Raw genomic sequence first — 22,576 nt, 5'->3', positions numbered from 1 at the left:
TCTAAGAATTTTTACTGAAATGAAAGGCAATAAAAATTACATAGTCTTTAAAATTTCATGAGAAATTCCGAGACTATAAGACATAGGTTAGCTTTGTTCTTTCGGCAAAGCCAACCGCAATTTTAGGCAAGTCAACCAATTTTGGATTTTAGATTTGCGATTTTAAATTGATGATGGCTACGCTATCGAGAGTCTTTTCAATTTGTTTAGCTGACAAGCATTCAAATTTGAACTAAAAAACAATCCAAAATCCAAAATTCAAAATCTAAAATTGGCACGGTCAATCACAACCTACAAATAGCGGGATGGCAAATCACTGGGCGATCGCGATCGGCATCAATCAATATCAATTTTTTCAACCTTTACGTTGCGCCCAAGCCGATGCCGAGGCGCTAAAAGATTTTTTGGTTCAAGAAGCAGGTTTTTCTCCCCAACGCTGTCTATTAATGACAGATACTTCGCCACCAATTGGGGATAGGTCTACCTATCCCACAAAAGAAAATATTTTGCTGTTGATAGAAGATTTGGCTGCGGCTTGTTGGCAACCAGGGGATTATCTGTGGTTTTTCTTTAGTGGTTATGGTGTTAACCATGCAAGCCAAGATTACTTGATGCCGGTGGAAGGTAATCCTGAGTTGATGCAGGAAACCGCCATCGAAATGCGATCGCTCTTGCAAAGCCTCCATATAGCTGAACTGAATGCCGTGGTGCTGCTTGATATTAACCGTGCTTCCAGTACGCAAGCAGATGCAACCGTTGGACAAGAAACCATTGAAATAGCGCAAGAATTACAATTAGCGACAATTCTTTCTTGCGAACCAGAACAATTTTCTCGTGAAAGTAGTGAGCTAGGTTACGGATTTTTTACTGCGGCTTTGTTAGCTGCGTTACGTTCTGGTCATGGCAGTAGTTTGGCAGATTTAAATAGCTATTTAAATGTGTTCACGCCAGAATTATGCCAACACTATTGGCGACCGACACAAAATCCAGTGGCGATAGTACCTGCTAAACCGTTTGTCATCTTGCCACAGTCAGAGGTGAATCATCCAGTTACAGAAGTTCCCAGCACACTGGAACCAACTGAAGCCGCACCCCATGAATTAGAGACAACTGAAGCTGAGGGTAGCATTTTTTCAGAAGAAAACTTTGCTGTGGCTTTGGCTGCTCCCCCCTTAGCGCCAACATCAACCAAAAATCCCGTAAATTCGCCGCATATTGGGATTTGGGGAGAAGCATCGGTTTTACAGTCGGCTGTTGCTGCCAGATTACCAGATTTGAAGTTTCCCAGCTTCACTTTGGGAGAACCACAACTTTCTACATCACCCGACTTAATCGCCAACGAAGAATATGGCAACCAGCAAGCACAATTAGCGATCCCTGCTTCAGAAACAAGTGCGGGGAGATTTATTCCCGATGTTGCCCAACCTTACATCTCACGTTTACCTGAGAAAAAAGCCAACACCTTATGGTGGCAACAATTTTTCTTTTGGGGCGGTGGTGTGATGTTAATAGTAGCTGTGGTGACAGTGGTTTTTCTCCGCAATCAAGAAAAGTTTGTGGCAGGTCGAGAAGCTTTATCGGCACAGTCCCATGAACGAGTAATTCCCACGAAAAATCAGTCTGCTGCTCAAATAGCTTCCCTTTCTGAGTCGAAGAACCGCAATCAAGCTGTATTAGACTTGGCGAAAATGTCTCTCAGACAAACTCAAGCCAGTGATTTGAGTTTAGCGATCGCCACGGCAAGAAAAATTCTGCCAGGTGAACCGCTTTACGAACAAGCCCAAGAAAATATCAATATTTGGAGTAACATGATCCTCAATTTAGCCGAGGGTCGTGCCAAGCAAAGACAATATACTAATGCGATCGCTGCCGCACAATTAATCAGCAAAGAAAGCTCACTTTATCCCCAAGCCCAAGCAGTAATTAAACAGTGGCGACAAGAAGCCAAGCAATATCTCGCTAACAAAACTTTATTAGATGCGGCTAATGCCTTAATCAAGCCAGGACAAGCCTCTACATACAATCGTGCCATTGAAGTAGCCAAGCGCGTTCCCCAAGGTCAGCCAGGGTTTGATCTGGCACAAAAATCAATCAATAAATGGAGTGAGAAAATCTTAGACCTAGCAAAAACTCGTGCTGCTGAAGGTGATCTCCAGTCCGCCATTACCACCGCCACCTTAGTTCCAGAGGTAACATCTGTTTATGAAGATGCTCAAGAAGCAATCCGTAAATGGCAGAAAAAATAGTTATTAGTCAAAAATCAATAGTCCATAGTCAAGAGTAATTAACTTCGACTATGGACTATTGAGCATTGAATCTTGACTTGTATTAACAGTACTGGGAAACATCCTCGCCGCATTCATCTGCTAGATAGCACAAGGCGCGGAAACGCAAACTCACGACTTCCTCATATAAAGGGTTGAGTTTGCACATTGGTGGGATGTGTAGGATGGTTTTGCCGAATAATTTGATATCGCGTTCAAAAGGACATTGAGCGGGGATCAGTTGACACAAACGATGAGCTAATTCGCGATCGCGGACTTCTATATTGTTTAACCACTGCCGCAGGGGTAAGAAAATATCAAAGCCTGAGTGAGAACTGGGACTGTGTAACTGGGTTACATAGGTTTTGCTAACCTCTGCCGAATTGAGTGAAACCCAGCTTGCCAGAAAAATCTTCTTTGTGGTATTATCGAATACCTTCATGGTTTAGCCTCTATGTTATTGAGGTTATTCACCTTTCTGATGAATATATACAGCGTGACAACCACACGTACCGGAAAAATCTTGTTCTGACCAAGGTACAATAGGACATTAAAGTAACTGTTTAAATCAGAACCTCTTTCTTTCTACGTTCAGTAAATCGCAATTTTCTCGGAAACGGTAGTGTAGTATTCCGATCTTGTTTATAACTTGACACAGTTTAAATTCTAATAAAGACATCTACCACTGGAGAGAATTTCGACTAATAGTTATAAAACTTAATATAACAATTGAAATCAGTATTTGTCGCAGATTTAAACGTCAGCTACAGCATGAAATTAGCAGATAGACAAATTTTTCCGAGACAGAAAGACGGATATTCAGATATTGCTGCAATAAATAACGCGATCGCTCTAGTGATTGTCAATTAATTTGCAATTTATCTTTCCCGACTGGTGAGCGATGCCTTAAGACATCCTTTGCACTTCTTCCACAGATAAACTCAAAGCTTGGGCGACTTGTTCTATACTTAAACCCATTTGTAACAGTTGAGGAATAGCATTACGTCTTGCTTGTTCTGCTTGTTCAGCCCGTTGGTGTTCTTGTTCTAAGCGTTGGGAAATTTCTGAATAGCTTAAAAAACTCTCTCCATCAGGACGATAAAGTTGTAAACTTTCGGGAGATGGTACAAAGCGGATTTTTAACCGAGGACTCACCCAGTCTTCCATCTGGGGAATGACATCTAATCCATCTTCACCACGTAACCAACCCTGTAAGCTATTGCTGTCAGGATCATAAATGTAATACTCTTCTACACCATAACGGTCATAGAAAAGTAATTTTTTGTCCATTTCAACTTGAGTATTACTAGGTGAAAGGATTTCAAATACTACCTGGGGAGGAATCCCGCCTTCTTTCCATTGCAGGTAAGATAATCTATCTCCTTTGGGTCTACCAAGAACGACCATAACATCAGGAGCGTTGAAAATCTTATTACGTCCTTCAACGGGATACCAAAACAAGTCTCCAGCCACAAATACGTTAGGATCAGCAGCAAATAGCCAATCGATATTTTGCTTGATTTCAACAATCCATCGAAACTGTATGGTGTTATTTGCCACTGGTTGTCCGTCACTATCTGGGTAGATAACTTCTGGTTGGGTCTGCGGTTGGATTTGCGTTACCATAGCTTCGCCCTCAGCAGGATGTTTAATTGTGATGCTTTTAAATTAGCAGACACGGGAGGATGTCTGTAGTAGTAATCCCGCATTTCTCACAAGCTTCAGGCGTTTGATGGGGCAGAGGGGCAGAGGTGCGGAGGGGCAGGGGAGAGAGTACCTTCATTCTCCCCTGCCCCCCTGCTCCCCTGCTCCCCTGCACAGGCTTTGAAAGGTGTGGTGAGAAATCCGGGTAATATGGGCAATCACTACTTAAAATAGTACTATTGTTCTGGTATTAGGTGAGTAAAAATAGTATTATTAAGAACTGTTTCATACTGCCTCCCACTATCAGCCTGCCAATATGTCAGATAACAAGTTAGCCGCCGCATCCCTTCTCAATGGACATCTTCCCCAAACTAACCAGAATAGCCAAAATACTATTAGGATTCGGGGTGCGAGGCAGCATAATCTGAAGAATATTGACTTGGAATTGCCGCGCGATCGCCTGATAGTATTTACTGGTGTATCAGGTTCGGGTAAATCTTCGCTGGCGTTTGATACGATTTTTGCTGAGGGTCAACGGCGTTATGTAGAATCTCTCAGTGCTTACGCCAGACAATTTTTAGGACAGTTAAATAAACCGGATGTGGAAGCCATTGAAGGTTTAAGTCCGGCGATATCCATTGACCAAAAATCAACCTCTCACAACCCCCGTTCGACTGTGGGGACAGTAACAGAAATTTACGACTATTTGCGGCTATTGTTTGGTCGGGCTGGTGAACCCCATTGTCCAATATGCGATCGCTGTATTGCCCCCCAAACTATCGACGAGATGGTAGACCGTATTATGGACTTACCAGACCGCACCAAGTTTCAAATTCTTGCGCCTGTGGTGCGGGGTAAAAAAGGCACACACCGCAAGCTATTATCGAGTTTGGCTTCCCAAGGGTTTGTGCGGGTACGGGTTGATGGTGAAGTACGGGAACTGTCAGACTCGATTGAGTTAGATAAAAATATTACCCACACCATTGAAGTTGTTATTGACCGTTTGGTGAAAAAAGACGGCATCCAAGAGCGTTTGGTTGATTCTTTGTCTACGTGTTTAAAGCAATCTGAAGGTATCGCAACTATCTTGATCAGTCCCGCTACTGAGAAACCAGAAGCCAAAGAAGAAGAAATGGTATTTTCCGAAAACTTCGCCTGTCCTGAACACGGCGCGGTGATGGAAGAGTTATCGCCACGGTTGTTTTCGTTTAACTCTCCCTACGGCGCATGTCCTCACTGTCATGGTATCGGGAGTTTAAGAAGATTTTCGGCGGAGTTAGTTATACCTGACGCTGAAGCACCAGTATACGCTGCGATCGCTCCTTGGTCAGAAAAGGAAAATTCTTATTATTTGGAATTGCTGTATAGTTTGGGTCAGGCGCACGGCTTTGAATTACAAACCAATTGGAGTAAGTTGTCAGCAGAACAACAGCAAATTATTTTAAATGGCGAAGAAAATAGCAAAGAAAATGCAAAAACTCAGTTTAAAGGTGTTCTGCCAATATTACAACGGCAATACGAAGGTGGTTCGGAGTTAATTAAACAAAAATTAGAACAATATTTAATCGACCAACCTTGTGAAGTTTGCGGTGGAAAACGCTTAAAACCGGAAGCCTTAGCGGTGAAGTTGGGACAATATGGAATTCTAGATTTAACAGGGGTATCGATTAGAGATTGTCGGGAGCGAGTTGAACAGTTAAAATTAAGCGATCGGCAAATGCAAATTGCCGATTTAGTATTGCGAGAAATCAAAGCTAGATTGCAATTTTTATTAGATGTTGGCTTAGATTATCTCACTCTCGACCGTCCCGCAATGACTCTCTCTGGTGGGGAAGCACAACGCATTCGCCTAGCTACACAAATCGGTTCTGGCTTAACAGGAGTTCTCTACGTTTTAGACGAACCAAGTATTGGTTTGCATCAGCGAGATAACAGTAGATTGCTCAAAACTTTAATTAGATTGCGTGATTTAGGCAATACCTTGATCGTAGTTGAGCATGATGAAGAAACCATCCGGGCTGCTGACTATTTAGTTGATATTGGCCCTGGTGCAGGAATTCATGGCGGACATATTATTTCCCAAGGTGATTTACCAGCATTATTAACAGCAGAAAAATCCTTAACAGGTGCATATTTATCTGGTAGAAAAGTCATTCAAACACCAGCAGAACGCCGCGAAGGGAATGGACGCAGTTTAATTATTAAAAATGCCCATCGCAACAATTTAAGAAATATCGATGTTGAAATTCCTCTCGGTAAACTTGTCGCCGTAACTGGTGTATCTGGTTCAGGTAAATCGACTTTAATTAACGAATTACTTTACCCATCGCTGCAACATCACCTAACAAAGAAAGTACCATTACCCAAAGAATTAGAAAAGATTCAAGGATTAAACTCAGTAGATAAAGCCATTGTAATTGACCAATCTCCCATCGGGCGCACACCTCGTTCTAACCCTGCAACTTACACAGGGGTTTTTGATGTAATTCGAGATGTGTTTTCGCAAACTGTTGAAGCCAAAGCCAGAGGTTATAAACCCGGACAATTTTCTTTTAACGTTAAAGGTGGACGTTGCGAAGCTTGCAGTGGACAAGGTGTCAACGTCATTGAAATGAATTTCTTACCTGATGTATATGTACAGTGCGAAGTTTGTAAAGGTGCAAGATACAACCGCGACACTTTGCAAGTCAAATACAAAGATAAGTCTATTTCTGATGTTCTCAATATGACAGTTGAGGAAAGTTTAGACTTTTTCCAAAATATTCCCAAAGCAGTTACAAGGTTACAAACATTAGTTGATGTTGGCTTGGGTTATGTTCAACTGGGACAACCCGCAACCACCTTATCTGGTGGTGAAGCACAGCGCGTTAAATTAGCCACAGAATTATCTCGCCGCGCCACTGGTAAGACACTTTATTTAATCGATGAACCCACAACCGGATTATCTTTTTATGATGTCCATAAATTATTGGATGTTTTGCAAAGATTGGTAGATAAAGGTAATTCAATTTTAGTAATTGAACACAATTTAGATGTAATTCGTTGTGCTGACTGGGTGATAGATTTAGGGCCGGAAGGTGGTGACAAAGGTGGCGAAGTCATCGCTTTTGGAACGCCGGAAGATGTGGCGAGAAATCCCAAGTCTTACACTGGGCAATATTTACAGCAGGTGTTAAAACAGTATCCTGCGATGAAGAGGTAGTTAGTAAGTGTATTCATAAATTCAATTCTTCGGGGCTAGGTGCAAGATATGTGTTGAAATTATCCGCAGATATACCAAAAATTTTATGAGCAGTGAAGATAATATTAACGGTGTTTTGGAATGTGTAGAACATGCTTACAGTAATTTATCACCAGCAGCACAAACATTGCTGCTGTGTTTAGCTCAGTTTAGTAAGTTTATTGACACCGCAAATATTCCTAATTATGTCAAACAATTACAAAATTTTGAACCATTCAATGATTATCCTTTGGATAACTTTAGTGATGCAATTCAAGAGGCAATTAACTGGGGTTTAGTTGCACCAATAAATGAAGAGTCGCGCTTGTTAACGATTCAAGCTGTTTTTTCCGATTTTTTGCAGACAAAGTTAGTAACTTTAGATGAAGAAACTCGTACAGCTTTGCGTCAGGGCTTTAAAAATTACTATTGCAGTTTGGCAGATTACTATGAAAGTCTGATGAATGCCAAAGATGCTCAAGAACAACAGTGGGGAATATTCTTCTGTAGACAAGAATATGAAAATCTCTATAATGCGTTGCAGATTTGTTTAGAAAATCAAGAAAGTATCAGCATATATTTTTGTTTAAAAAGATATTTTGATTTAATTGGTGAGCATCAAAATAACTTGAAATTGGCCGAAATAGTATGCCAGCAGTTAGAAAATTATCCTTTAGCCTTTATCAAAGGTGAATTTGGTTATCAAATTGCATTTGCAATTGCCAGACTAGGTAGATGTCAATTAGCAGCCAAGCAGTATGAACAAGCGAGAAAGTCTTATGAAAAAACTTTGGAAATTTATGATGCGTTAGAGAGTCAAGACAACAAACAAAAACAACTTTGGCAGGCTGTGTCTGATCACCAATTAGGAATAGTTGCCCAAGAATTGCGAGAATTTGAACAAGCACGAGATTATTATCAACAAGCTTTGGATATTTTTATTAAGTATGACGATCGCTACAGTTGTGCCAGCAGTTACCATCAATTGGGAATAATTGCCCAAGAGTTACGGGAATTTGAACAAGCACGAGATTATTATCAACAGGCTTTGGAGATCAAAATCGAATATGGCGATCGCTATGGTTGTGCCAGTACCTACCACCACTTCGGAATGATTGCCCAAGAACTGCGAGAATTTGGTCAGGCACAAGATTATTATCAACAAGCTTTGGCTATTTTTATTGAATATGGCGATCGCTATAGTTGTGCTAGACCCTATTATCAGTTGGGAAGAGCTGCTCAAGAGTTGGGAGAATTTGAACAAGCAAGGCACAGTTATCAACAGGCTTTAGATATTTATCTGGAATATGGCGATCGCTATTCTTGTGCCAGCAGCTATTTTCAACTTGGTAGACTTGCAGAAGCATTAGGCGAACTTGAGTCAGCAAAAGCCAATTATCTGCAAGATTTACAGATAACAGTCGAGTTTCATGATCAGCATGGTTTAGAAATTTCTCTGGGTAATCTTGCCAGTTTCTACCAAGTGACTCAGGATGAGAGTTTATTCCTAGCTGTATCGGAAATTTTGGGTGTGTCCCTGGAGGAATTAAAGCAGCATTTTGATGAATTATTAAAAGGCACCAGGTAACAGCGAAATCCCCATAAATATCTAAAACCCTTACACCCTTACACCAATTTTTGACAGAAAATATTGGTACGTAAGTCCTGTTCAATTAGAATTTTCCCATTCGGCAGACAGGCGACGAAAATTAAATTCCTCGGCACTGGGATGACAGCTAACACAACTACTGAGTTGTAATGGACGGGGTAAATCAACTTTGGGATGCAAAGCCTTAAATAGACGCGATTTATTCAATCGATAGGGTGTTTCTTCATCATTTCGTTGACTGCGAGAGAAATTAGCCAGATATCGCCACACCAAAATTCGCGGCGGATCAACTAATGGCTGGAGTTGCACACCATAATGTTGGGAGTCTTCTAAAAGATTTTTCCAGGTTTGGGTAGGTAAAACTTCTGGAGGGAGGGCTATATGACATTTACCACAATTCTCAATGTATAGTTCTTGTCCTAGCTTGTATGCAGCCGGAACTACATCAACCGTGCCGATTTCTGAAGTAGGAGTCGCACTGTAAACACTACTTGCTGATGCAAATAGCCAACCCATAACCAGACTCCAAGCCACAATTACCAACACTAAACCAAAAGGGCGGCGTTTTTTGAGTTGACGAGATTGGTGTTTGAAAAGATTTGACATTCCTCACATCCCCAGAGACTTGTAGCTAATCATTGTGACTGATACCGTGTTGCTGATGTTGCGTCATATTGGATTTATTTAACTTCCCTCCTACCTTCTTCAACGTTAATCGCATTAATCCAAAAACCCCAGCAAGGAACCGGAGTATACTAAAAGAAGTGTGAAAGATATATATTTCATACTTCATACCTCATACTTCAACTTTAATGACAGCCTGTGGAACTATCGTGTAAATCAGAATACGCAATTCTTGCCCTCATAGAAATGGCAACTCATTACGAAAACGGCGAACCGATGCAAATTCGGCAAATCGCGGCTCAACAAAACATACCCGATCGCTATTTAGAACAACTTCTGGCAACCTTAAGACGTGGGGGTATCATCAAGAGTCAACGCGGCTCTAAAGGTGGCTACCTATTGTCGAAAGAACCTTGGAAAATTACGATATATGAAGTTTTGGAATGCTTAGAGGGTTTAGATGTACGTGTGAGCGAAGAAACTTCTAATGTCAAAAGTGTAGATAGTGCCGTTGTCGATGAAGTCTGGCAAGAAGCCTGTTTAGCTGCAAATGCTGTTTTACAAAATTATACACTTCAGGATCTTTGTGAAAAAAGAGATGCCCGTAAACAGCTAGACATCATGTACTACATTTAGTTATTAGTCAATGGTCAATAGTTTTTATTCACATCTTGCATCTAGCCCCGACGAATAGAATTCGCGGCTAAACAAACAAAGTCCGCCTGCGCGGACTAACGAAAATCAAGGTTTTTAACCCGCGTGGTGCGCCAAGCGCAGCGCAAGCGCAATAGGCGGGTTTTGCCTGTGTAGGCGTGACTTCTAGTCGCCTAGTGCAAGATATGTGTTTACTCTTGACTGTGGACTTTTGACTCTTGACTAATTACAAAGGAATATTATGCGAATTGCCCGTAACATTACAGAAATTATTGGTCGTACGCCCTTAGTACAGTTAAATCGCATTCCCCAGGCTGAGGAATGTTTAGCACAAATAGTAGTTAAGCTAGAAAGCTTGAACCCATCAGCATCAGTAAAAGACCGCATTGGGATTAGCATGATTAATGCAGCCGAAGCCGAGGGATTGATTTCTCCTGGAAAGACTGTATTAGTAGAACCAACTTCTGGGAATACCGGAATCGCCCTAGCAATGGTAGCAGCCGCTAAGGGTTATCGATTAATTTTGACAATGCCCGATACCATGAGTGGCGAACGACGGGCGATGTTACGCGCTTATGGCGCAGAATTAGAATTGACTCCGGGGCTGGAAGGTATGGGTGGTGCGATTCGCCGCGCCCAGGAAATAGTGAATACTACGCCACACGCATACATGTTGCAGCAATTTCGCAATCCGGCGAATGCCAAAATCCATCGAGAAACAACCGCCGAAGAAATTTGGGAAGATACCGAGGGTCAGGTGGATATGATTGTTGCCGGAGTGGGTACAGGTGGTACGATTACTGGTGTAGCAGAAGTTCTAAAAGCACGGAAACCAAGTTTTCAGGCGATCGCAGTTGAACCAGCCAATAGCCCAGTCTTATCAGGCGGACAGCCAGGGGCGCACAAAATCCAAGGGATTGGTGCGGGATTTGTACCGCAAGTTTTAAAGATGAAGTTTATTGATGAAGTAATTACTGTTACTGATGAAGAAGCGATCGCTTATGGACGAAGGTTAGCTAGAGAAGAAGGTTTATTATCGGGAATTTCTAGTGGTGCGGCTTTATGCGCTGCAATTAAAGTTGCCCAACGCCCAGAAAACAACGGACGCTTAATTGTCATGATTCAGCCCAGTTTTGGCGAAAGGTATTTAAGTACACCATTGTTCCAAGACCTGGAAGCAAAAATAACTACCAGTGTCAGCTAACAATTACTTAGACTAATGGTTAACTCCAAACACACTGAGAACCACTACGAAACTCTTAAAATTAATCGTGATGCCAGCCAAGCGGAGATTAAACAAGCTTATCGCCGCTTGGTGAAATTATTTCATCCTGACAGCAATCAAGAAACAGCCGATAAAGATGAAATCATCCGCATCAACGCTGCTTATGAAGTCTTAGGCGATTCCCAAAGTCGCCTTGACTATGACCAAAAATTGCAAGATGAATCTCAAAATCGCCAACAACGGGCAGCATCAGCGCAAAAACATTACCAAGCCAATCGAAAATCAGGTAAAAATGCTGATGAACAAGTCGAAGAATGGCTACGTTTAATTTATCAACCAGTTAACAGCGTTCTTGGTGAAGTGCTTGATTCCCTAGAAGAGCAAATTGAGCAATTAGCCGCCGATCCTTTTGATGATCAATTATTAGAATCATTTCAAGAATATTTAGATATTTGTCGAGACGAGATTAAGCAAGCTCAAGTTATTTTTCGTTCGTTGCCTAATCCCCCCAGTTTAGCCAGAACTGCGGCGCATCTCTACTACAGCCTCAATCAAGTAGCCGATGGCATAGAAGAATTAGCATACTTTCCCATGAATTATGATGATCGCTATCTGCACACAGGTCAAGAAATGTTTCGCATAGCGACCAGATTATACTACGAAGCCCAAGATTCAGTGCATTAATAAAAAGGAGTCAGAATTCAGAATTCAGAATACTCTATTCCCTTGTGGGTAGAGTTTTAAGGCGAGAATATTTTAATTTTTTTCGCTTGATACCATTTCACGAAAAAAATGATACAAATTCATGGTTTTTTTATTCTTTCCCCTTGCCCCCTGCTCCCTGCCCCCTGCGGTCTATTTGTATCAAACTTAAAGTGAAACAGTATGACTTCGGGCGAGGTTTTAACCAATATTCGTCACCCACTCGTACAGAATTCATACTGAATTCTGACTCCTGAGTTCTGAATTCTTCTTATAAATTTGTATTTATTGCTTATTTTATAAATCTTCAAATATAACTGAATTAATCATCGATATTTTTTCTAGTTCTTATTAAACCTGTCTAATCATCAATTTTTAGTCTATATAACCAAGAGCGTTTATGAGTGACTTATTCAATCCTGCCCTGGGGTTGGCACAAAATCAACTGTCTGCTTTTTCTAGTTTAAATAGCTTCTGGAACTTGTTTGATAGTGCTTTTGCAGAACATAGGCGATCGCAGTGGCAAAGCAGTGATTTTCTTCAACTGCGGCAAATTGAAGTCATTGATAGTGCAATCCTAGGCAATATTAACGGAGCTTACGCCAATGCTGTCGAAACATCAGATCCAGATGTACTCAATTTTAATATTACCTTTAATGATCCATCAGGAAAATTTTCTGCCTACTACTCTGCCATCAAGTCTCATATATTAGCGGCTGGGGCTAGTTGGGACAAATATATTACAGGTAATGCCGACTTAGAAATTGTTGTTAATTTTTCTAATCCCGAACCCACAGCGACAGGTAGAAGTTTAACTTCATCTTTTGTACATAAAAATGGCAATTTGTCAGTATATGAACCAGGTGCAATCTCAGAAATTCGCACAGGGGTTGATCCTAATGGTGCTACGCCTGACATTGAATTTAACTTTAATCCTGATTATCTAGTTAATGAATTATGGTTTGACTCCAACCCAGTAACACGAACTGCTACTGTCCCGATTAATAAAACAGATGCTGTTTCTTTATTACTCCATGAATTTGGTCATGTGTTTGGTTTCAACGCCTGGAAAAACAATTTTGATGGCACACTCTCAGGTAATTATCAATCTACATTCGACGAAAAAGTTGTTTTTGATGGCAGCAATTTTTTCTTTGTGGGAAAACAAGCAACTAGTGTTTATGGCTCTCCTGTACCCTTGACCTTTGGTAACATCACTCATGTAGGAAATGATGGTTATAGACCAGGAGTTAAGCTGATTAGAGATTTAATGAATGGTGTCAAATTTTATCGAGGATTTCGCTATAGTATTTCTTCACTTAATGTTGCCATATTAAAAGATGTTGGTGTACCTATTATTGATGTCCCAACAGTTGGGCTAAGTAGTGCCAACCAAACAATAGTTGAAGGTAAAAGCAGCAATCAAAACACCATCTACACTGTTAGTCTTTCTCAAACCAGTAATCAAGCTGTCACTGTCCAATATTTCACTGCTAACCTTACAACTACAGCAGATACAGACTACACAAATACTATCGGCACTATCACTGTCAACCCAGAAGAGACCAGTAAAGTTATTAATATTCCAATTCTAGATGATTTCATTAACGAAGAAGATGAAACCTTTATACTGCAAATTATCTCCCCTGCTCATGCAATTCCGAGAACTAGCAATACTGTTACTACAACTATTACTGATAGCCCAATTAATGGTACGGGAGTGGATAATCAACTGTCTCGCGGCGATCATGATGATACCCTCAACGGTCGAGATGGTAATGACACTCTAGTTGGTGGTAATGATACAGTGGTTGGCGGTGCGGGTAGCGATCGCCTAACTGGTGGTACTGGTAGTGATAAATTTGTATTTTCCAGTCTGGGTGAGGGTATTGATACTATTACTGATTTCAGCAGTACTGAGGATTTTTTAATCTTACAAACTCTCTTGACTCATTTGAATTACACAGGTATTAATCCCATTGCTGATGGTTATATTCAAGGCATACAATCTGGGTCAGGTACTTTGATTCAATTTGATATTGATGGCTTAAATGGCAACTCAATTTTTAGCACTTTAGCCACAGTCAGCAACTTCATTGCTAGTAACTTCAGCTTAAACAACTTGATTTTTTAGTGCAGTAATCAGCTAATTTGCTTTGAGGTGACAATGCCCAGTCTACGTATATTTTCACAGTCCAGTACTTGTTTTAGTCATAGCTGAATTTACTTGTTAAACTTTAAGTTAACTATATACTGTTATCGGTTACTAAAGTTTAAAATTAATGAATGAACAAACGAAAGCAATTCGAGTTGCTTGGTGTAGTTCAATAGATTTACCTCAACCAACAAATATGCCCCTCAATTTTGAGTGGATTAGGGTTGATATTTCCAGCTTATTTGAGCAAGAGTTTGACATTATTGTACTCGATTTTAGCGTTGTTGAAAGCCTAGATAAAGCCAGACATCTGTATACTACTGTTGGGAAACCGACAGTATTATTAGTAGATACAATTGAGCAAGAATCGGCTACGCTTAGTTGGTTAGAAGCAGAAGATGAAACCTGTCAATATGATGCAATTAATCAGCAAATTGGTCTACGCTTACAGCGCAGTTTTTGGCACAATCAACAAAAGCATTTATTTAATCTTGATAAATTAACAGGAATTGCTAATTTTCGTAAATTTAATGATTATGCAATCAATCTTTTAACATCTAATGAAGATATTGAGCCAATATCTTTGATTTATTTAGATATTGACCGTTTTAAGTTTATTAACGATCGCTATGGTCACATTACAGGAGATCAGATATTACAAGAGATTGGACAAATTCTGCAAAAGTACTCATTAGGTGCAGGAATTGTGGCGCGGACAGGCGGCGATAAATTTGCTATTTGTATGCGTGGGAGTATTGAGCAAGGAAAAGCCTTTGCAGAGTTTCTCAGAACTCAAATCGAAGCTCATGAATTTAAGCTCAATGCTATGTCTTCTGTGCGCCTCACTGCTTCCTTTGGTGTGGTTTCAATGTTAGGACATGCTTCAATTGAACAATTATGGCAAGAAATTAATCAATGTATATATGCAGCCAAGCAAAAAGGGCGTAATCAAGTTGTCACTTCTGAAGAATTTGATGCGATCGCCGATGCTTCGGGACAAGATAAACTCATAACTGATTTTGAGCATCGCATTCGTGTCACCGCAGAACGGATGATTAGTGAAATGGTACTGAAAGCCAGTCGATTAGCCAATAAATACCGCGTCGAAGCTGAACTCGATGGTTTGACAGAAGTATTTAATCGCCGCTATCTCGATAGATTACTGGCGCGTGAAATCGAAAAATCTCATAAATATCAGCAACAACTCACAATCTTACTTTTAGATTTAGATCATTTTGGTGCAGTCAATCGCACCTATGGTTTTCCTACAGGTGATCAAGCTTTAAAAACTGCCGCACAAGTATTTAAAACTCATATCAGAGCTGGAGATTGGGTGACACGCTACGGTGGAGAAGAATTTTGTATTGTCATGTCTAACACTGACCTGAATACAGGATGTCAGATAGCAGAACGAATTCGCCTAGCCCTGAGTGCAGAAATTATTACAGCCTACAATGGTCAACAATTCCAACTCACTACCAGTCTTGGGGTTGTCGAACTCATAGCAGAAGATAACCTTGTCTCTTTTTTACAGCGTGCCAGCGATAAAGTGAGAGAAGCGAAGAAAAGTGGGCGTAATCGCATTTGTTTTTGATGGGAAAGTATTGAGTTTGATTAGACAAGGTAGATAGGAGTGCTGAGTTTGATTAGACAAGGGAGTAATGTTTCTACCTTGTCTCCCTTGTCCCCAATAACCAAGCACACTTCAAATTTTCTCCTTCGCCGGCGGGACAATACCAGTTTGATTTAAACCTGCATCAATATCGCGGAGAATTTTAAAATCATCCTCTGGTAAAGGATAACTACTACTGTTAAACAAACCTGCACTTGCAACTGGTTGCTTTTCTAAAAAGGAAAATGCTTGGCGAAATTGCTGTGGTTGGACTTTAATTGGTGCATCAAAATGACAGGGAATAATCCACTGAAAATCCCAACTAGCAACTTTATCAGCCCAATCAAGTGTTTCTTTGGGTGCGCGGTTGAGGATGAGGGCTTGCAAAACTGGTGCGACAAACAAACGCCCATCGCCGCGCAAGGCGTGAAATGACCTTTGCCAGTTATTTTGCCATTTAAAGGGAAATAAACCAAAATAAGCTTTGCGGGAACGTTCTGGGGCTTTGAGGGCATCGCGGAAGACTTCGCCCCAGGCGGGTACATCTAAAACACTGGGCTGAAAGTATAAAGCAAATAAGGTGATGCGTTGCCATCCTTTGCGGCGGTTGGCTTGATTATCAGCAACAACATCAGAACCTTTTTCTTTAGCGTGGAAGAGTAAGGGATAAGGGTCGAGTTGGACGATCGCAGGTGGTTCTTCTGGTATAGATACTACTGCGTCTGTGACTAATAAAGTGTGCGATCGCTTGTGCAGAAATGCCGCTTCTGTAAACTTACCTAGTCCTAAATCAATCGTTTTCAAAATTGCATAGTCAAACTCATCACCAAAAGGCGCTTGACTGCTATCTTCTGGTAATACTTGAGTACGTTTTCCTGGTAAACCCAACCAACTCAATGGCAGATTTAGCGGGAAACTCCATTGATTTGGGGCGACAAATACCTGTGCATTGGGAAAGCATCTAGCGAAGGGGCCGACGAAAACCTTATGTTCAATACCAGAAATAGTTGGCAAGATAATATATTTCACATCACCATGTTCTGCAACTAACTCCTTCATCAGTTGCAGACATTCTTTTGTGGGTGCGACAGGTGCATAAACCAATAAACCACCCGCATCTAGCTTGACAACTGTCATCCGAATCGGCACAACAACGTAAAAAATGCCTTGCAATTGGTCAAAAGTCCAGATAGTGTCTTTGATGATTTCTTTGCGAATTGTCCGCCGCCTGCTGTATGGGTAAAGTGGCACAATCGGCCAGAATGGCCAAGAAATATCTTGTGGATGAATTTGTTCTATTACTACACGTTCATCAAAAGCCACCCTGAAACCCCTCCGAGAATTCCCAATACTTCAGTTTATTCGTTCTCTCCGAAGTTGGAGTTTAGCAAATTCTGTGTCTCACGCAGAAACGCAAAGACGCGGAGAGATTATGAAATGAGTTTACAACAAAGGGGTGAGTAACCGAGAGATTCTCACAGCTAACTTGAACCACAAAGGTTTTTGCTCATATTCAGCAAAATCTACGGTGACAGAAGCAGCTAAATCGGTTTTTAGCATTTTCTCAACGCTGTTGACAAATTGAGTATTGATAATAAAACTCATAACTTCAAAGTTGAGAAAAAACGAGCGATTATCCAGGTTGACTGTGCCTACTCCTGCTAAATCATTGTCAATGAGGATAATTTTTTGGTGCATGAACCCATGTTTGTAGCGATAAAACTTGATATTTATGGGTTTCATTTCGTTGTAATAAGAAAAGGAACAAAGATAAACAAATAAGTGATCTGGTCGGTTTGGTAAAATAATCCGAACATCTACACCGCGCATTGCTGCTAATTTTAAAGCTGTCAAAGTTGAATCATCTGGAACAAAATAGGGAGTCGCTATCCACAGACGAGTTTGGGCTTGGTTGATAGCATTCACGAAAAAAAGTTGACAAGCTTTGTGTTTATCTGCGGGGCCTGTAGGTAAAATTAATGCTGTTTGGTTAGCTTCCCAGTTGGGTTGCACTTGCCAGTTAACATCGATTACTTTGCGATTTGCCCAATACCAATCTTGCAAAAAAGAACTTTGCAGACTTTGAACAGTCGGCCCTTGCAATTTTAGATGGGTGTCGCGCCAAGGACTGAGACGACGATTTTTACCGACGTAATCATTACCAATATTTAGCCCACCAGTAAATGCAATTTCACCATCAACTACTAAAATTTTCCGATGGTTGCGAAAGTTAAGCTGGAAACGATTACCTCTACCTTTGGTGGTATGAAATGCACTGACTTGAATAAAGTTTTGGCGTAGAGAGTTGATATAAGTACGAGGTAATTTATTAGAACCAATTTCATCGTAGAGAAAATAAACCCGAATGCCTTGCTGTGCTTTCGCAATTAAAGCGGCTTGAAACTCATGCCCTGATTCATCATCATCAACGATGTAAGATTGCAGCAAAATATAGTTTTTCGCAGAGGCGATCGCACTTAACATTGCTGGATATGTTTGCTGTCCATCAATGAGTAATTCGGCAGCATTTCCTGATGTAAAAGCAACACCTGTAAATGTTTTTGCTAATGGTTCTAGTGATTTTAATTTCTCTGGAACTGTAACTTGAAATTTAGTTATTTCGCTATATGCTTGGCGAACTAATTTTTGATGTTCAGAAAACACTGAACGTAAGGCTTCAGCATAGCCATGAAATTTAGTTCTGCCTAAAATCCAGTATAAAGGTAAAGCCAGCCAGGGAAATGTCACTAACGAAATACTCCAGGCGATCGCACCACGGGAAGAACGCACAGTCATGACTGCATGGGCAGCATGGGCAATTCCCAAAGCATGAACGACAACGGTAGCTGCACTAAAAAAAGTGAGGATGCTAATGTCTACAAGCATCTTTATTTCTTACATATCGACATAACTAAATTCTGCCAGCAATGGCTTGTGATCGGATGAATTGATTTCGTCTAAAACTTTAGCACTGGCTAATTTTTCAGTTAATCCTCGATAAAAAATATAATCTAGGGGGGGTGACAAAAGGAACCTTTTAATCTTCTTACTTTCATGGGGTGCAAATTCTACTGACTTTAACCCTAATTTAGTTACAGCTTTATCTAAAAGTATGGCTCGTTGACGATTCCATGTATTGAAATCACCCGCAAAAATAATCGCCCCGCGATGTGTAGATAAGGCTAACTCTATTTCTTGTAGTTGAGTTTTAAATTTATTTAAATCAACAAAATTAATTAAGTGACTATTAATAGTTAATAAAGTTGTTTGCTGGTGAGACAAAGAATATTCTGTAATTAATGAAACCTTGGGAGTGTTAACTAAAGGTTCATAGTGTTTAGTAACTATAGCTTTTTTGCTGAGAGGACTGATATTAGCTGCTGTTAAAATCCCTGAATAAGTTTGGTGATGGGTATCAATGAAATTCGGTGCATAAGCCCAACTCAATTTGTTAAACCCAATAATTTGTTCAACACCTACACCCATACGCACTTCTTGGCAGAAGATTAAATCAGGTTGGTACTGTCTGAGAATGCGGTAAAAATCTCTAAACCAACTTTTGTCAAAGTTATTTTTAGCAATATTCCAGTTTAAAACCTTAATTGAGTGAGGCTTTAGTTCTGTTTGCAGTTCATGACTGTTACCGAGTGTAGATTCGTGGGTGCGGATGAATCGATAAGAGGGAACAAACTGTCTGGCGAAAGAGGCGATGTTTTCTTTGAACTCAGACATGACTCAAATTTACTAAACTTTATCTATGTTAAATTATTCCCTAGTTGCGGATGTTTACGCTAACAAGGTCAATTAATATGGCATTTAGTAATTATAAAAGTATTAGTACAGTCATCAAAAAATTTCAAATCAAATATATCCAGTCTAATTTTATGTCGGAATTAGATTTTTCTGTTCCCCAAGCTTTCCAAGAAGAGTTAGATTTACTATTTATAGATGGAGTTATAGATAATTCTGAAGATGCTATTTGTGAAAATCTGATCTATCCAGTTTTAAAAGAAGTTTGGAAACCTTACCGTAGTAAATTAACACTTTGGAGCCATGAAACATTGACTTATGACGAAGATTTATCAGGAGTTCCAGATTATACAGTCACCCAGCGAAATCCTCTAGGAACAGTTGTATTTGATAAACCATATTTTCTGGCAGTGGAAGCTAAACAAGACAAATTTGAAGAAGGTTGGGGACAGTGTTTAGCTGAGATGATTGCAGTCCAAAGAATTAATGATGATTTTGTCAGTGATATTTTTGGAATTGTGACTAACGGCAAAGTATGGCAATTTGGTAAGTTGTCTGCTGATGTGTTTACTCGGAATAAAGATTTGTATGTTATTCAAGATTTAGATAAGTTATTTGCGGCAGTTAATTATATTTTTAAACAATGTGAATTAAAAACAAAGCCTGCCTAGCTTATCTAAAACGGCAAAGCCGAACGCAGGCTAATTATATGCTTCTGCTACATTATAGGAGCGATCGCTGGCTATGGACTCTCCTGTGCAGCCACCCGGACAGATTCTACATCAACCTTCAGTTGTTGAGCAATTTGTTTTATACTCATTCCTGTTTTTAGTAACAGAGGTACAGCCGCTTTCAAAATCTCAGCTTTCTGTTCTTCTCTACCCTCAGCTTTTGCTTCTTGATAAACCCTTGTTTCCGCTAAAGTTAGTCCCAGCATCGGTTCTACTTCCTCTCTACTCAAAGACGCAAACTTGTAAGATGAGGGGCTTTTATTCATTATTTTGGAACAAGGGAGACAAGGGGGACAAGGGGGATACTTGGAATACTCTAATGTTTAGACTGAAGTTAAGTAAGAATTTAACTGACGGTGCAATTGCTTATGGTTGAGTTTAGCTTTCCATTCTCGAATTGCGATCGCAGTTTTAGCTGTTGGTGAAATATATGTTTGTTGGGGTGGTGTTGGTTCGGGTTGAGGCTGGAAGGTTCGCAGGGGTTTTGTGGTTAAACAGTTGCTTAAATTAGGTAAATTCTTCTCTAGATTTAATGCTTTAATCACATCATCTACAGTCTTGAAGCGATCGTCTAAGGAAAACTTCACCATTTTTCCTAAAATCTTGGCAAAGTGATCACTAATATTCACTTCTTTTTGCCAGCTAATTTCCCCTGTGGATGTGTCATGTTCAAAGTCTAAAGGCCCTTTACCAGTCAATAAATAAAGACAAGTGACTCCCACTGCATAGATATCACTGGCGTAAACTGGCCGCAACGCAAACTGTTCTGGCGGTGCAAATCCCATAGTCCCGACAAAATTAGTTGTTGCAGTTTTGTAGCCAGAGTCTTCAGAAATATCAACTAACTTTTCTTTAACTGCGCCAAAATCAATCATCACTAATCTTTGGTCATCTTCACAGCGCAACAAGTTTTGCGGTTTAATATCTCGATGAATTACCCGATTTTGATGGATATATTGCAATATCGGCAGAATGTCTCGTAAAAACTGCTTAACTTCGGCTTCAGTTTTCACTCCATTACGTCTGACTTCTCGCGCTAAAGTGCAACCCCGCACATATTCCTGCACTAAATAAAACTCACCATTTTTTTCAAAGTAGTCTAACAGCATAGGAACTTGCGAATGACTACCAAGTTGGGCTAAGGTTTTGGCTTCTTGTTCAAATCGCTGACAAGCTTTTTCCCAACTTTTGGTACTGGTGGTTTTTGGACAAAGTTGTTTAATTACACACAGAGGATTTCCTGGTAAGCGGGCGTTTCTGGCTAAAAAGGTAATGCCAAAGCCACCTCTACCTAAAATTCGCAATATCATGTAGCGATCGCGGAATAGCTGCGTAGAACCACACAATCGAGCCAGTTGATTTCTTTGTAAACTGTACTCGTCTGGAAAAGGGGTAATGTTTTCAGAAAAGCGATTCATGGTTTTAAAACAGCTACTCTGCATTGTTTTCAATGTAACTTTAAAAATATTTTTTTGCCAGTATCATTACTGCATGTTTGTAAAACTTTTTCAAAGTCTTCTATCGCCCAACACTTGATGCTCTCAAGTGGAACAACAAAAACAGTTGAGGGATGCAGTAGAATAGCTAAACTTGGCGTTGCATAAATGCGGGATGAATTGAGACTTTTGTACAAAGCAAAATATTGATTCTTTGCGTCTTCGCGCCTTTGCGTGAGACAAAAATCATCCCACTAATCAGCAACGCCCTAAACTTTTAGACCTGTGCTAGTCAGTAAGTCACGGTTCCCTTTGCTAAAATTAGAGGTGTCTATAAAGGCGGTCTGATGCTCGAAACCACCATCCTTGAACACCTCAAACAACTACCTGAATCTCTCCAGCAAGAAGTCTTACACTACACTCAATTTCTCCTGGCAAACCACGTCAAAACCAAATCTGTCTCCCCAAAACGTCAAGCTGGCTTCCTCAAAGGCACTTTTAGCTTACCCCTACCAGAAGACTTCGATGAGCCTTTGGATGATCTGAAGGAATACATGGAATGACGGCATTACTGTTGGACACTCACGCTTTTATCTGGTATTCAGAAGATGATCCTAACTTGCCTGACTCACTCAAAGCAGAGATTGATCATGCAGAGCGCGTTTATCTCAGCATCGCCACATTATGGGAAATTGCGATCAAGCTTAACCTCGGTAAACTCTCACTTCAGGCAAATTACGAATTAATTGAAGCTAGTTTAGAGCCTGCTGGAATCAATCTCCTGCCGATCACTTTTGCTGACACGATACAAATCCTCAAACTCCCACTCCATCACCGTGATCCATTTGATCGTATTCTAATTGCTCAAGCAATGCGCCATAATTTGGTGATCGTCAGTCGTGATTGTGCATTTGCGGCTTATCCAGTACAACTGTTGTGGACATAAAAAT

Annotated in this window: 20 protein-coding genes; 12 read left to right on the top strand and 8 right to left on the bottom strand. The window is 40.4% G+C overall.

The features are described 5' to 3' along the window. Nucleotides 1–305: 305 nt before the first annotated feature. Entirely contained in the window at nucleotides 306–2,246 is a 1,941-nt protein-coding gene (locus H6G74_RS01365; RefSeq protein ID WP_190965945.1) for a caspase family protein, read from the top strand. Nucleotides 2,247–2,328: 82 nt separating this feature from the next. Here the strand turns inward: H6G74_RS01365 and H6G74_RS01360 are convergent, their stop codons facing one another. Next, entirely contained in the window at nucleotides 2,329–2,706 is a 378-nt protein-coding gene (locus tag H6G74_RS01360; RefSeq protein WP_190965944.1) for a Mo-dependent nitrogenase C-terminal domain-containing protein, read from the bottom strand. Between the two features lie 287 nt (nucleotides 2,707–2,993). On the opposite strand from H6G74_RS01360, the gene H6G74_RS01355 reads away from it, so the two are divergent. After that, on the top strand, nucleotides 2,994–3,134 hold the full coding sequence (locus H6G74_RS01355) for a hypothetical protein (RefSeq protein WP_190965943.1): 141 nt from the start codon (nucleotides 2,994–2,996) through the stop codon (nucleotides 3,132–3,134). 36 nt (nucleotides 3,135–3,170) lie between these two features. Here the strand turns inward: H6G74_RS01355 and H6G74_RS01350 are convergent, their stop codons facing one another. Continuing rightward, a complete protein-coding gene (locus H6G74_RS01350) occupies nucleotides 3,171–3,890 on the bottom strand; it encodes a Uma2 family endonuclease (RefSeq protein ID WP_190965942.1) in 720 nt (239 codons plus the stop codon). Nucleotides 3,891–4,224: 334 nt separating this feature from the next. Between H6G74_RS01350 and uvrA the strand changes: the two genes are divergently transcribed. Both uvrA and H6G74_RS01340 read left to right on the top strand, forming a co-directional pair. Beyond that, entirely contained in the window at nucleotides 4,225–7,110 is a 2,886-nt protein-coding gene (uvrA, locus tag H6G74_RS01345; RefSeq protein ID WP_190965941.1) for an excinuclease ABC subunit UvrA, read from the top strand. Between the two features lie 85 nt (nucleotides 7,111–7,195). Next, nucleotides 7,196–8,716 (top strand): tetratricopeptide repeat protein, encoded by a 1,521-nt coding sequence (locus tag H6G74_RS01340; protein WP_190965940.1) that lies wholly within the window; start codon nucleotides 7,196–7,198, stop codon nucleotides 8,714–8,716. An 81-nt stretch (nucleotides 8,717–8,797) separates the two neighbouring features. Here H6G74_RS01340 and H6G74_RS01335 read toward each other — a convergent pair whose 3' ends face one another. Beyond that, nucleotides 8,798–9,343, bottom strand: coding sequence for a cytochrome C (locus tag H6G74_RS01335; protein WP_190965939.1), 546 nt, complete (start codon nucleotides 9,341–9,343; stop codon nucleotides 8,798–8,800). A 216-nt stretch (nucleotides 9,344–9,559) separates the two neighbouring features. Between H6G74_RS01335 and H6G74_RS01330 the strand changes: the two genes are divergently transcribed. The 5 genes from H6G74_RS01330 to H6G74_RS01310 all read left to right on the top strand — a co-directional run bounded on the left by H6G74_RS01330 (nucleotide 9,560) and on the right by H6G74_RS01310 (nucleotide 15,691). Then, nucleotides 9,560–9,997, top strand: coding sequence for an RrF2 family transcriptional regulator (locus H6G74_RS01330; RefSeq protein ID WP_190965938.1), 438 nt, complete (start codon nucleotides 9,560–9,562; stop codon nucleotides 9,995–9,997). A gap of 259 nt (nucleotides 9,998–10,256) precedes the next feature. After that, nucleotides 10,257–11,219, top strand: a complete 963-nt coding sequence (cysK, locus tag H6G74_RS01325; protein WP_190965937.1) for a cysteine synthase A — start codon at nucleotides 10,257–10,259, stop codon at nucleotides 11,217–11,219. 15 nt (nucleotides 11,220–11,234) lie between these two features. After that, a complete protein-coding gene (locus tag H6G74_RS01320; protein ID WP_190965936.1) occupies nucleotides 11,235–11,924 on the top strand; it encodes a J domain-containing protein in 690 nt (229 codons plus the stop codon). A gap of 418 nt (nucleotides 11,925–12,342) precedes the next feature. After that, the gene (locus H6G74_RS01315; protein ID WP_190965935.1) at nucleotides 12,343–14,076 is read left to right on the top strand and encodes a Calx-beta domain-containing protein; all 1,734 of its coding nucleotides are present in this window, start codon (nucleotides 12,343–12,345) and stop codon (nucleotides 14,074–14,076) included. Nucleotides 14,077–14,224: 148 nt separating this feature from the next. After that, complete coding sequence (locus tag H6G74_RS01310) at nucleotides 14,225–15,691, top strand: diguanylate cyclase (protein WP_190965934.1); 1,467 nt, start codon at nucleotides 14,225–14,227, stop codon at nucleotides 15,689–15,691. Nucleotides 15,692–15,802: 111 nt separating this feature from the next. Here H6G74_RS01310 and H6G74_RS01305 read toward each other — a convergent pair whose 3' ends face one another. From H6G74_RS01305 to H6G74_RS01295, 3 genes are all read right to left on the bottom strand, one after another. Beyond that, a complete protein-coding gene (locus H6G74_RS01305; RefSeq protein ID WP_190965933.1) occupies nucleotides 15,803–17,032 on the bottom strand; it encodes a DUF4336 domain-containing protein in 1,230 nt (409 codons plus the stop codon). Between the two features lie 120 nt (nucleotides 17,033–17,152). Continuing rightward, on the bottom strand, nucleotides 17,153–18,595 hold the full coding sequence (gene cls / locus H6G74_RS01300) for a cardiolipin synthase (RefSeq protein ID WP_190965932.1): 1,443 nt from the start codon (nucleotides 18,593–18,595) through the stop codon (nucleotides 17,153–17,155). A 9-nt stretch (nucleotides 18,596–18,604) separates the two neighbouring features. Then, nucleotides 18,605–19,441 (bottom strand): endonuclease/exonuclease/phosphatase family protein, encoded by an 837-nt coding sequence (locus tag H6G74_RS01295; protein ID WP_190965931.1) that lies wholly within the window; start codon nucleotides 19,439–19,441, stop codon nucleotides 18,605–18,607. Nucleotides 19,442–19,518: 77 nt separating this feature from the next. Between H6G74_RS01295 and H6G74_RS01290 the strand changes: the two genes are divergently transcribed. Continuing rightward, the gene (locus H6G74_RS01290) at nucleotides 19,519–20,130 is read left to right on the top strand and encodes a hypothetical protein (protein ID WP_190965930.1); all 612 of its coding nucleotides are present in this window, start codon (nucleotides 19,519–19,521) and stop codon (nucleotides 20,128–20,130) included. Nucleotides 20,131–20,201: 71 nt separating this feature from the next. Here the strand turns inward: H6G74_RS01290 and H6G74_RS01285 are convergent, their stop codons facing one another. Together H6G74_RS01285 and H6G74_RS01280 are read right to left on the bottom strand one after the other, a co-directional pair. Beyond that, entirely contained in the window at nucleotides 20,202–20,456 is a 255-nt protein-coding gene (locus H6G74_RS01285) for a hypothetical protein (protein WP_242051131.1), read from the bottom strand. A gap of 57 nt (nucleotides 20,457–20,513) precedes the next feature. Beyond that, complete coding sequence (locus H6G74_RS01280) at nucleotides 20,514–21,608, bottom strand: serine/threonine-protein kinase (RefSeq protein WP_190965929.1); 1,095 nt, start codon at nucleotides 21,606–21,608, stop codon at nucleotides 20,514–20,516. A 365-nt stretch (nucleotides 21,609–21,973) separates the two neighbouring features. Here H6G74_RS01280 and vapB point away from each other — a divergent pair, with 365 nt between their 5' ends. Further along, nucleotides 21,974–22,189, top strand: a complete 216-nt coding sequence (gene vapB / locus H6G74_RS01275) for a type II toxin-antitoxin system VapB family antitoxin (protein WP_190590327.1) — start codon at nucleotides 21,974–21,976, stop codon at nucleotides 22,187–22,189. Beyond that, nucleotides 22,186–22,572: a type II toxin-antitoxin system VapC family toxin gene (locus H6G74_RS01270; protein ID WP_190965928.1), complete on the top strand. Its 387-nt coding sequence runs from the start codon at nucleotides 22,186–22,188 to the stop codon at nucleotides 22,570–22,572. Before vapB ends, H6G74_RS01270 begins: the two co-directional genes overlap by 4 nt. Nucleotides 22,573–22,576: the final 4 nt, after the last annotated feature.

The sequence above is a fragment of the Nostoc spongiaeforme FACHB-130 genome (assembly GCF_014698475.1).
Lineage (GTDB): Bacteria > Cyanobacteriota > Cyanobacteriia > Cyanobacteriales > Nostocaceae > Nostoc_B > Nostoc_B spongiaeforme.
This window is presented reverse-complemented; position numbering and strand designations above follow the sequence as displayed.

Bases quoted from the DNA above. Each gene is read 5' to 3' on its own strand.
- H6G74_RS01365 (WP_190965945.1), top strand. From the start codon at position 306: ATGGCAAATCACTGGGCGATCGCGATCGGCATCAATCAATATCAATTT.
- H6G74_RS01360 (WP_190965944.1), bottom strand. From the start codon at position 2,706: ATGAAGGTATTCGATAATACCACAAAGAAGATTTTTCTGGCAAGCTGG.
- H6G74_RS01350 (WP_190965942.1), bottom strand. From the start codon at position 3,890: ATGGTAACGCAAATCCAACCGCAGACCCAACCAGAAGTTATCTACCCA.
- uvrA (WP_190965941.1), top strand. From the start codon at position 4,225: ATGTCAGATAACAAGTTAGCCGCCGCATCCCTTCTCAATGGACATCTT.
- H6G74_RS01340 (WP_190965940.1), top strand. From the start codon at position 7,196: ATGAGCAGTGAAGATAATATTAACGGTGTTTTGGAATGTGTAGAACAT.
- H6G74_RS01335 (WP_190965939.1), bottom strand. From the start codon at position 9,343: ATGTCAAATCTTTTCAAACACCAATCTCGTCAACTCAAAAAACGCCGC.
- cysK (WP_190965937.1), top strand. From the start codon at position 10,257: ATGCGAATTGCCCGTAACATTACAGAAATTATTGGTCGTACGCCCTTA.
- H6G74_RS01320 (WP_190965936.1), top strand. From the start codon at position 11,235: ATGGTTAACTCCAAACACACTGAGAACCACTACGAAACTCTTAAAATT.
- H6G74_RS01315 (WP_190965935.1), top strand. From the start codon at position 12,343: ATGAGTGACTTATTCAATCCTGCCCTGGGGTTGGCACAAAATCAACTG.
- H6G74_RS01310 (WP_190965934.1), top strand. From the start codon at position 14,225: ATGAATGAACAAACGAAAGCAATTCGAGTTGCTTGGTGTAGTTCAATA.
- cls (WP_190965932.1), bottom strand. From the start codon at position 18,595: ATGCTTGTAGACATTAGCATCCTCACTTTTTTTAGTGCAGCTACCGTT.
- H6G74_RS01295 (WP_190965931.1), bottom strand. From the start codon at position 19,441: ATGTCTGAGTTCAAAGAAAACATCGCCTCTTTCGCCAGACAGTTTGTT.
- H6G74_RS01290 (WP_190965930.1), top strand. From the start codon at position 19,519: ATGGCATTTAGTAATTATAAAAGTATTAGTACAGTCATCAAAAAATTT.
- H6G74_RS01285 (WP_242051131.1), bottom strand. From the start codon at position 20,456: ATGAATAAAAGCCCCTCATCTTACAAGTTTGCGTCTTTGAGTAGAGAG.
- H6G74_RS01280 (WP_190965929.1), bottom strand. From the start codon at position 21,608: ATGAATCGCTTTTCTGAAAACATTACCCCTTTTCCAGACGAGTACAGT.
- vapB (WP_190590327.1), top strand. From the start codon at position 21,974: ATGCTCGAAACCACCATCCTTGAACACCTCAAACAACTACCTGAATCT.
- H6G74_RS01270 (WP_190965928.1), top strand. From the start codon at position 22,186: ATGACGGCATTACTGTTGGACACTCACGCTTTTATCTGGTATTCAGAA.